Below are 10,931 nucleotides of genomic sequence, written 5' to 3' on the forward strand. Positions count from 1 at the left end.
AGTAAGCTTAATTGTAAGCACACTATAATTTACTCGAAAAGCGATAACCAGCTCCGCGTACCGTTTGTACTAAGCGGTCGTGTCCAAGCGTAGCAATCGCTTTACGCAAGCGACGAATATGAACATCTACTGTTCTGTCTTCAACATACACATTCGTGCCCCATACATGATCAAGCAGTTGCTCACGGCTGTAAACCCGCTCTGGATGGGTCATAAAAAAGTGTAATAGTCTAAATTCGGTTGGCCCCATATCAAGCTCACTGCCCCCTGAGGTAACACGATGCGAAATAGGGTCCAAGCGCAGGCCGTGCACTTCAATTGCTTCTTCTAAAGAGGTAGGTGCTACTCGGCGAATAACCGCTTTGATACGCGCCATTAACTCTTTAGGTGAAAACGGCTTAGTAACGTAATCATCAGCACCGACTTCTAAACCGCGTATTTTGTCTTCTTCTTCGCCGCGAGCAGTCAGCATAATGATAGGGATTTGGCGTGTGTGTTCATTTTGTTTGAATTTTTTAGCGATTTGAATTCCACTACCACCAGGTAGCATCCAATCGAGTAACACCATATCTGGATAAGGTTCGACCATTGCGGCTATTGCAGAATCATAATCTTCTGCCTCAATGGCTTGAAAGCCATTTTGTTCTAAAACAAAAACCAACATTTCCCTGATAGGTGCTTCGTCATCAACGACTAATACTTTACGTGACATTCCAATTTATCTCTTAGGCTATTGAGTAGGTTTCATTATTATGACTAAGTATGACATTTTTATTAAAGTGTAACGTCTAAATTAAAATGAGACTAAAAAAAACACAAAATAGTAACAAAAAATTGAATATGTCATATTTTTACCATCTTGAGCAGTAAATAAAAAAGTGGTTTGCAGTAAAGTGAGTCGTTATTAAAGGCACTATTTATGATATTAACTTGGGATCATCAAATTACTAACTAGCAGCTATTTTTAGGCTTAATAATAAAAGTCGGCACCTATTTAGATCAGGTTTATTATGATCTTAAATACAAGGATCAGAGTTTTATCAAGCAGATCCCTTTTCGGATCACTATTTTACCCACTAACAAAGCTAAACCAATGATTTACTGTGTGATTTTTATCCATTAATTATGATGTTCGACACTTAAAAGTACAAAATGCGTCACTTTAAGCCCTTCACTTAGTAAAGTAATGATCCCAGATAAGGTTAGTTAGTAATCGAGTGATCCCAGATTTATCTGGTAAGTAAAATACTGATCTCTTACAGATCAAAAAAGCCAGTGCGTAAGCAACTGGCTTTTTATAATGAGTGCGAGAGTATCGCCGTTATTGGCTCATTATTTTATTTTTGGGTTTAACTCACCGCTTAAGTATTTAAGGTGCATTTCATCTAATGAAATTGGCTTAATTTTACTTGCTTGACCCGCCGTACCAAACGCTTCGTAACGAGCGATACAAATATCAGTCATTGCTTGGGTTGCAGCAGCTAAAAACTTACGTGGGTCGAAGTTAGACGGGTTCATCGCTAAATGACGACGAATCGCACCGGTAGACGCTAAACGTAAGTCAGTATCAATGTTTACCTTACGCACACCATATTTAATACCTTCAACAATTTGCTCAACTGGCACGCCGTAAGTTTCTGGAATTTCGCCACCGTATTGGTTGATCACTTCTAACCACTCTTGTGGAACAGAAGACGAACCATGCATTACTAAGTGGGTATTTGGTATACGCGCGTGAATTTCTTTAATACGATCAATTGCTAAAATGTCATCGGTTGGTGGACGAGTAAATTTGTAGGCACCGTGTGATGTACCACAGGCAATAGCCAGCGCATCAACATGGGTTTTATTTACAAAGTCTGCCGCTTCTTCTGGATTTGTTAGCATTTGCTCAGTGGTAAGTTTACCCTCAGCGCCAACACCATCTTCTTCACCCGCTTCACCAGTTTCAAGTGAACCTAATACACCTAGCTCACCCTCTACAGATACGCCACACGCATGCGCCATTTCAACTGTTTTACGTGTTACATCAACGTTATAATCGTAGCTTGAAGGTGTTTTACCATCGCTCATTAATGAGCCATCCATCATTACTGATGAAAAACCTAGCTGAATTGAACGCTGACATACACCCGGTGATGTACCATGATCCTGATGCATAACCACTGGAATATGTGGCCATTCTTCAACTGCAGCTAAAATCATATGACGAATAAAAGGTGCACCGGCATACGCACGTGCGCCCGCAGAACCTTGTACAATAACTGGGCTGTTTGTTTTATCAGCCGCTTCCATAATTGCACGCATTTGCTCTTGGTTATTTACATTAAACGCGGGTACACCGTAACCATGCTCTGCGGCATGATCAAGAAGTTGTCGCATACTGATTAAAGCCATTGGGTATTCTCCAATTTATCGGTAGTTATTTTACTACCTAGTTTGAACGGATTTGTTAGTTTGGCGCAATCACTGCGCCATGAATTAAAAGGCAAATGGCCTAAAATTCATATTATTAACGACTAAATAAAAGTGAGAGGTATTTACTCGTTAATTGTAGCAGATGTGAAATAAGCACATCTGCTTTACGGCTAGCTAATACCCAAAGGTATTATTTAGCGCGTGATTCTAGCATTGCAACTGCAGGTAGTTTTTTGCCTTCTAAAAACTCTAAGAACGCACCACCACCTGTAGAGATATACGATACTTTATCACTAATGCCATACTTATCAATTGCCGCTAGGGTGTCACCACCACCAGCAATAGAAAATGCGCTTGAATCAGCAATCGCTTTTGCAATAGCGCGAGTGCCATTACCAAATTGATCAAACTCAAACACACCCACTGGGCCATTCCATACAACAGTGCCCGCATTAGCAATAATTTTTGCAAGTTTGTTTGCTGTATCAGGGCCAATATCAAAAATCATATCGTCGCTGGTAACTTCGCTTACATCTTTAAGTGTTGCTACAGCTGATTCTGAGAATTCATTACCCACAACAACATCAGTCGGTACTGGAATTTCACCATTGTTAGCTTTTGCTGCTGCACATAAGCGATTAGCTTCGTCCATTAAGTCAGCTTCAAAAAGGGACTTACCTACAGGATAACCTGCAGCGGCAATAAAGGTATTAGCAATACCGCCACCGGTAACAAGCTGGTCAACAATTTTAGATAACGAATCAAGTACGGTTAACTTAGTTGACACTTTAGAGCCACCCACAATCGCCACTAATGGGCGTGCTGGGTTATCAAGTGCTTTGCCTAGCGCTTCAAGTTCAGCCGATAATAATGGACCGGCACACGCTACATCAGCAAATAAACCTACACCATGCGTTGATGCTTGTGCGCGATGCGCAGTACCAAAAGCATCCATTACGTACACGTCACATAATGCAGCTAATTGCTTTGATAAGGTTTCGTCGTCTTTTTTCTCGCCTTTATTAAAACGCACGTTTTCAAAAACAACGACTTCGTTATCTGCAACATCAACGCCGTTTAAGTAATCTTTTTCTAGGCGAACTGTTTGCTCAAGTGCATCATTTAAGTAATCGACAACCGGAGCCAATGAAAACTCTTCTTCGTATTGCCCTTCCGTAGGACGGCCAAGGTGTGACATAACCATCACTTTCGCGCCTTTCTCTAACGCTAGTTTGATAGTAGGTAACGCAGCACGAATACGTGCATCTGACGTCACTTTTCCTGCTTTAACGGGTACATTTAAATCTTCACGAATTAATACGCGTTTGCCGTTTAAATCTAAATCTGCCATTTTAATGACCGACATGAACATCTCCTTAGTTAACGATACTAAACCTAGGGTCTGTTGACCTTTCAAGGTTGAATTTGCAGCTGCCTGTTTGGTATTTAGGCAAGGCAGAGCCTATATGGTGTGGTTATTCCCCATAAATAGGCGATAACGCAGCATCAATGCCAAACAGGCGCAGCCCAAAGGGTTCTACCTAGGGGCAATTTACTCTTTGTTGCTCGGTTTTTACTTAGCCCACTAGGTTACAAACCTCGCGCCGCGATTAAATTGCCCTTAGTTTGAACAAATATCAATCCGCAAAGGTCAACAGACCCTTACAAATACGTTTTAAATATTACTTAAATGCCATCATAGCACGCGCGGTATCGAGCATGCGATTCGCAAATCCCCACTCGTTATCACACCAAACTAATAACTTTATCAGTCGTTTATGACTAACACGTGTCTGTGTGCCATCTATGATACAAGAATGTGGGTCATGGTTAAAATCAACCGATACCAATGGCTCTTCGGTGTAACTTAAAATACCTTCAAGACGGTCTTTAGCTTGTGCTTTAAGGGCATTATTAACCGCACTTAAATCTACATCTGCATTAACCGTGACACTTAAATCCATCGCCGTCACATTAATGGTCGGTACACGAACCGCAATGGCCTCAAAGCGACCTTTAAATTTAGGTAAAATACGGTCTATACCACGGGCTAATTTTGTATCTACAGGAATAATAGACTGGCTGGCGGCACGCGTACGGCGTAAATCATGATGATACGCATCAATCACTTGCTGATCGTTCATTGACGCATGAATGGTTGTAATAGCACCTGATTCAATGCCAAAAGCATCATCGAGTACTTTAATAACAGGAACAACGCAGTTGGTGGTACACGAGCCATTAGAGACAATAGTATGCTCGCTTTTAAGCTCATCGTCATTAATACCGTAAACAATAGTGGCATCAACATCATTATCCGCAGGATGTGAAAACAGCACCTTTTTTGCACCCGCAGTCAAATGTAACTGTGCATGCTCACGTGAGTGGTAAACCCCCGTACATTCAAGCACCACGTCAACATCTAACGTTTGCCACGGTAATTCAACTGGATTTTGTTCACAAAATAACGCAATGGTGTCATCAGCAACGCTGATAGTGTCTTCACCTAGTTTAACTGGAAAAGCAAAACGACCATGAGAGGTGTCGTATTTTAATAAATGGGCAATAGCTTCAGGGTCGGCTAGTTCGTTAATTGCAACAATTTTGATCTCGTCGCTTAAGCCTGATTCGTATAGTGCACGGACAATATTTCGACCAATACGACCAAAACCATTAATTGCAAGTTTGATTGCCATGAAATATAAAATCCACTCTAGTTACGTACAGAGAAAGGCAGCGTCGCCTTTTAGATGGCGGTATTGTAATCGACCTTGCTTGTGATTATAAGAGCCAAGCATTAGAAACTTTAAATTAACGTCATAATCAACACACACTGCACTTTTACTTTTAGTCCTGCTAGTGGGTATTTGCACTGTTTGCTATTTTAGTTTTAAATCAAACACCACCTTTATTGATGCTTTAACGCTTATTATTGCGCCTAAATATTGCTGCTGCATAAATGGATTCTCGTTATTACTAGCAACCATACTATTTCTGTGGCTAGATAAAATAATGTGCTTAACACCGCCCGCGTCATAATCGTAATCTGAGCTGCTGGAATTTGCACTGATACTGTAAACGTTGCCAAGTTCAGCGCCAAAAGCTTGAGCGAGCTTATTTCCCTTCGCTTTTGCGTTATCGATTGCTAATTGTGTTGCCTCTGCCTCTAACTGATTAACTTTAGAGGATAAACCATTAATTTTTTCGATATTGTCTATTTTTAAGCTTTGAGCAAAATTAATAAATTCATCGACTTTTTTAATATCTTTTAATGTGACTTTAACTGTTTTCAGGGCTAAATACTTATCGCCTGAAACAGTCCCAGATTCTGTACCAATCATAGTGTATACCTTGCTTTTTAAACCAGATATATAAACATCGTCTTGGCCAAAACCGTATTTGTCTGATTGTTCAAGTAGCAAGCTAATCCGGCCATCAAGCTCACGTTTAGCCTCAAGTAATGTATCTTCAGTGCTTTTTACTTCAAATATAATTTGAGCCATATCTGGCTCAACAAATACCTCAGCTGACCCCTGCACTGCAATATGACGATTAGCTGGCACGCTTGAATTAGCAAAAGTAATAAGAGGGAATAAGGTAATAAAAATAGCGATGATAAGTTTCATATTCGTTCCTTGAATTCATAATAAATCACACGTTCCCATAATTATACAAATAAAAACAAAAGTAAACTGCCTCATTAACCAAGTATTTATGCATTCTTTATAGGTTGGGTTTCGCTTCGCTCTGCCCAACCTACGTCAACTCGCCTACTTTGAGCTCCTTACCGGCGCTTATTTGATGGCATTGGGCTAATAACAACTCAGCAGTAGCTTGTGCATCGGTAAGGGCGTGATGACAATGATAGCTTGGTAAGTCGTAGCGTTTACGACATTCATTAAGAGTTAAATCGTCTAATTTTATATCTGAGCTATGTTTTAGCAGACGCTTTTTTTCTATTTGTAAGGTATCGATAATCAACTTGGGGCGCTGGGTGATCCCTGCATTTTTTAGTGCTAACTTTAAAAAACCCCAATCGAGCATGGCATTATGAAATACTAAAATACAGTCACTAAAGTGAGCGCTTAAAGACGTTATAATGCTTTGTAGACTTTGCCCTTGTGCCACCGAGTCAGTACTAATGCCATGAAAAACGGGGCTCTGCTCTAGACTTTTCACCTCTTTATTAACCAAATGCTGCGACTGACTGTTTTTGATACATTCGTTATCAATAAGTACCCAAGCAACCGAAACAATTTCATGTTGTTTAGGATCAAGCCCTGTTAATTCCAAATCAATCACTAAGTAACGTTGCTTTAAAGCACTTTGCTCAAGCAAATGGCGGCGCTTTAAATAACGAGTAATAAGCTGCTTAACCATTGTTGTTACAAACTCCCACGCGCAAATTTAAACGCCGCGCCTTGCTGCGCTTGTTTTACTAGGTAAAACGCTTCTTTAAGCTGATGACGCTCTAACGAATTGAGCTTATCTGGGTTTATACAATTGCTGGGTAACCCCTCTTCGTTTATTTGTGTGCGCAGCCGAAGCTGAGTTAAAAATCGCCAACAATCTTTTAAATTATAAATATCTTCTTTGCTTAACAATGAATACTTTAATAAGGAGTCTAATCGCTCTTGGGTGTTAGCACGGCGGATGCCTACTTTTAATGCATACAGCCTTGCCAGATCGTTAATGATCACTACCCCGCGCTTTTTAAGATCGATGTATTTGTGGTGCTGCTCGGTTTTTTCGGTTTTAAAGTTATTGAATAAACCAATCGGCGCACTGTTAGCGTTAACATCGCTGGCCATTGCCGCATAAAAAAGATCATTGCGAGAAATATGGGTCAACTCTTCACAAAACTGGCTATAGAGTGTGGTTGAGCCTTCAATAAAACGCAGATCAAAAAAGATTTTACAGTTGAGCATTGCCTGGGGTGTGGGACTGGTGATCCACTTTAAAAACTTCGCCCCCCAATCACTAACACTCATTCGACACGCATCACTGCTAGCCATTATGTTACCAGGACAACGACGAATGCCGCACTCAACTAAGTTTTCACAAACAAATTCGCCCATCTGTTTAAAATATGCGTGCTGTTCATCGTTTAGACCATCAGGTAATAACAAGCCATTATCTTGATCAGAATGCAGTGTTTGCTCTTCGCGCGCTTGAGAGCCAAAACAAATAAAACTAAAACTGGTTGGCGCGGCGCCATGGTGTTGTTGAAATAAAAAAATTAGCCGCGAGGTCAACGCATCGGTTAAACCACTGAGTAACTTTCCGATCAGCGAAATATCATCAATATTATTTGAAAAACCTTTTAATAACTCAGGAATTTCTTTCGCGTAACGTTTTAAATCAGCCACATTATGGGCCTTGTAAATACGACCAATTAGCTGCACGGGGTCGCTTTTTTGTTGGCGTAGTAAGTCTGTACTGGTGATCATTCCTAGCGGTTTGTGGTTTTCGTCAAGCACAGGTAAATGATGAATATTATGCTTAAGCATTAAGTGCAGCGCTGAAAATACGCGGTTATTTTCAAATATAAACTTAGGCTTATTGGTCATAATACTATTGATAGCTTGCGCGGGATCCACTTCATCAGCAAGCACTCGATTACGTAAATCACGGTCAGTAACCACCCCAACAAGATGCGAATTTTCGGTGATCATCATTGATGAAATCCCATGCTCTTGCATTTTTTTAGCACTATGACGGATGCTGGCATCGGGGGGCAGCGTAATCGCTTTGCGAGTCATGATCTCTGATATTTTACGCTCAGACCAGCTGTCGTTATTACTTTTATAATGTGATGACAGCAATCGATTAGCATGAGCACGAACAAAGTATTGCTCGAATGCTTTATATTCTCGACGTAAGTAATCAAAATCCGTTTGGTCGAGCATATAGACAATGCCCTCTTTTTGTACTTCTAAACTGTTTTGTATTGAATCTCCCGTCAGTAACGAGGGATAACCAAAGTAATCACCTTGAGTTAAACGCGTTACCGTATCGCCTTGAGCATCCACTAAATCGTATAACCCGGAACGAATTAAAAATAATTTAGGCTGTTCACTGTTAAGCCATTGCGTTTGGTTTTCTCGGGTCAAATAAATACTATCGAGATGGTTAACAAAATAACTGCAGGCGCTGTCCTGTAACATTGAAAATGGTGCTTGTTTGTTAATAAACTGCGCGACTTCCTGTTGCTCACTACTCATAAATCATCCTCAATAAAAAAGCGACTTAACCTGAAATATGGTTATTTAATATAGCGATTATTTAATGTAGTCATTATTTAAACAAATAAAAAGCCCGACTTAAGTCGGGCTTTGATGGGTTATATCATTAGATATATGGATTAGTGAGCATGCGCTTCACTAGACCCTTTAGGATTACGAATACCTTCAACCATTTCTTGAATTTCAACTGGTGTCGGTTGAGTCATTTTCATAACACCTGCAGCTACTGCAAAGTTAATGATCATACCTACTAAACCAATCCCTTCAGGTGAAATACCTAAGAACCAATTTTCTGGGCTATTAAGCTCTGGGCTCACAAACTTGAAGTAGATGATGTATGCAGCAGTAAAGGTGATACCCGTTACCATGCCTGCAATTGCACCATGTTTATTCATTGATTTAGAGAAAATACCCATAATAATTGCAGGGAAGAAGCTCGCCGCCGCTAAGCCGAAGGCAAAGGCAACAACCGAGGCCACAAATCCTGGCGGGTTAATCCCAAAGTAGGCGGATATTACAATAGCAATCATCGCTGCCAACCTCGCTGCAAGTAACTCTTGCTTGTCGGTTATATCCGGTTTGAGTGTCCGTTTTAGTAAATCGTGAGATACTGAGGTTGAAATAACCAATAGTAAGCCCGCTGTAGTCGATAGTGCCGCGGCAATACCACCAGCTGCAACGAGTGCAATAACCCAGGCTGGTAAGTCGGCTATTTCAGGGTTCGCTAGTACCATAATATCGCGGTCAACATTTACTTCGTTTGCGCTATTAGGGTCAGTGATTTTACCTGATGTGTAGAACATTTTGCCGTCACCATTTTTATCATTAAAGGTGATTAGACCCGTACGTTCCCAGTTTTTAATCCAAGCTGGTGCCTCTGCATACGCTGTACCGCTTCCGTCTTTACCATTTATTGTGTCAATCATGTTTACACGGGCAAACGAAGCTACTGCAGGTGCTGTTGTGTAAACAATAGCAATAAACACCAGTGTCCACGCTGCTGAAATACGTGTGTCTTTTACGCGAGGAACAGTGAAAAAGCGAACAATTACGTGTGGTAAACCGGCTGTACCCACCATAAGAGCACCTGTGATTGCAAATACATCAATCATGCTCTTCGAGCCTTCAGTGTATTGCCCAAAACCAAGCTCAGCACTTAAACCGTCAAGTTTATCCAATACATACATTCCAGAGCCATCACTTAGCGTGGCACCAAAACCAGTTTGTGGGAAAAAGTGACCTGTTGCCATCATAGAGATGAAAATAGCCGGTACTAAATAAGCAAACACTAGTACACAGTACTGCGCAACTTGCGTGTAAGTAATACCTTTCATGCCACCAAGTACGGCATAGAAGAAAACAATGATCATACCGATGTACACACCGGTTTCAATTTCAACTTCTAAGAAACGAGAGAACACTACACCAACACCGCGCATTTGACCCGCAATGTAAGTAAAACAAATAAAGATGGCACATAAAATAGCCACTAAACGCGCAGTACGTGAGTAGTAACGGTCACCGATAAAATCTGGCACGGTAAACTTGCCGAATTTACGTAAGTAAGGCGCTAAACACATAGCCAGTAGTACATAACCACCGGTCCACCCCATTAAGTAAACACTTCCGTCGTAACCCGCAAACGAGATAATACCTGCCATTGAAATGAACGACGCAGCACTCATCCAATCCGCAGCAGTTGCCATACCATTGGCTAGTGGAGGTACACCGCCACCAGCAACGTAGAATTCATTTGTTGACCCAGCACGAGCCCAAATTGCAATACCGATATAAAGCGCAAAGCTTAAACCGACAATTATAAATGTGAGTATTTGAACATCCATTGACTAGCTCCTATTCGTCTACGCCATATTTTTTATCTAACGTATTCATTTTGAAAACGTACACAAAAATCAAAGCCACAAAGGTATAAATCGCGCCTTGCTGGGCGAACCAGAAGCCAAGTTTAAACCCAAAAAAACGTACTTCATTAAGTACATCAACCAGTAATATGCCAAAGCCAAAAGAGACCACAAACCATACTGCTAATAATTTAAACAGTAATGAAATGTTTTCTGCCCAATAAGCTTTTGCTTGTTCTTCATTTTTAAAAGCCATTTTTATTTTCCCCTTTAAACATCGCAAGATTACGATGGGTGGTTTTTTATATTCGTTAATCAATTTAGCAACGCTACTCAAATATTGAATTGCGACAATAGTCGTAACAACATGTTAACGTTTTCGTAAACTGTAGGCGCTTAATTAGTA

9 protein-coding genes are annotated in these 10,931 nt (G+C 40.6%); all 9 read right to left on the minus strand.

Annotated features, from left to right (window positions below; genetic code table 11):
- Window positions 1-22: 22 nt before the first annotated feature.
- The gene (phoB, locus tag AAEY57_RS02020) at window positions 23-712 is read right to left on the minus strand and encodes a phosphate regulon transcriptional regulator PhoB (protein WP_013465747.1); all 690 of its coding nucleotides are present in this window, start codon (window positions 710-712) and stop codon (window positions 23-25) included.
- A gap of 620 nt (window positions 713-1,332) precedes the next feature.
- Window positions 1,333-2,397 carry a class II fructose-bisphosphate aldolase gene (gene fba, locus AAEY57_RS02025; RefSeq protein ID WP_008111197.1) on the minus strand — a complete coding sequence of 355 codons (1,065 nt, stop codon included), beginning with the start codon at window positions 2,395-2,397 and terminating at the stop codon, window positions 1,333-1,335.
- A 211-nt stretch (window positions 2,398-2,608) separates the two neighbouring features.
- Window positions 2,609-3,784 carry a phosphoglycerate kinase gene (locus AAEY57_RS02030; RefSeq protein ID WP_096038718.1) on the minus strand — a complete coding sequence of 392 codons (1,176 nt, stop codon included), beginning with the start codon at window positions 3,782-3,784 and terminating at the stop codon, window positions 2,609-2,611.
- Window positions 3,785-4,100: 316 nt separating this feature from the next.
- On the minus strand, window positions 4,101-5,114 hold the full coding sequence (gene epd / locus AAEY57_RS02035; RefSeq protein WP_016900482.1) for an erythrose-4-phosphate dehydrogenase: 1,014 nt from the start codon (window positions 5,112-5,114) through the stop codon (window positions 4,101-4,103).
- A gap of 183 nt (window positions 5,115-5,297) precedes the next feature.
- A complete protein-coding gene (locus AAEY57_RS02040) occupies window positions 5,298-6,044 on the minus strand; it encodes an SIMPL domain-containing protein (protein WP_350605988.1) in 747 nt (248 codons plus the stop codon).
- A 130-nt stretch (window positions 6,045-6,174) separates the two neighbouring features.
- On the minus strand, window positions 6,175-6,798 hold the full coding sequence (locus AAEY57_RS02045) for a 3'-5' exonuclease (RefSeq protein WP_350605989.1): 624 nt from the start codon (window positions 6,796-6,798) through the stop codon (window positions 6,175-6,177).
- Window positions 6,799-6,803: 5 nt separating this feature from the next.
- Window positions 6,804-8,642 carry a DUF294 nucleotidyltransferase-like domain-containing protein gene (locus tag AAEY57_RS02050; protein ID WP_350605992.1) on the minus strand — a complete coding sequence of 613 codons (1,839 nt, stop codon included), beginning with the start codon at window positions 8,640-8,642 and terminating at the stop codon, window positions 6,804-6,806.
- A 140-nt stretch (window positions 8,643-8,782) separates the two neighbouring features.
- Window positions 8,783-10,507: a sodium:solute symporter family protein gene (locus tag AAEY57_RS02055; RefSeq protein WP_010387613.1), complete on the minus strand. Its 1,725-nt coding sequence runs from the start codon at window positions 10,505-10,507 to the stop codon at window positions 8,783-8,785.
- Window positions 10,508-10,517: 10 nt separating this feature from the next.
- Window positions 10,518-10,781 (minus strand): DUF4212 domain-containing protein, encoded by a 264-nt coding sequence (locus tag AAEY57_RS02060; protein ID WP_008464847.1) that lies wholly within the window; start codon window positions 10,779-10,781, stop codon window positions 10,518-10,520.
- Between the last annotated feature and the right edge of the window lie 150 nt (window positions 10,782-10,931).

The organism is Pseudoalteromonas sp. MER144-MNA-CIBAN-0113 (assembly GCF_040308965.1).
GTDB lineage: Bacteria > Pseudomonadota > Gammaproteobacteria > Enterobacterales > Alteromonadaceae > Pseudoalteromonas > Pseudoalteromonas tetraodonis.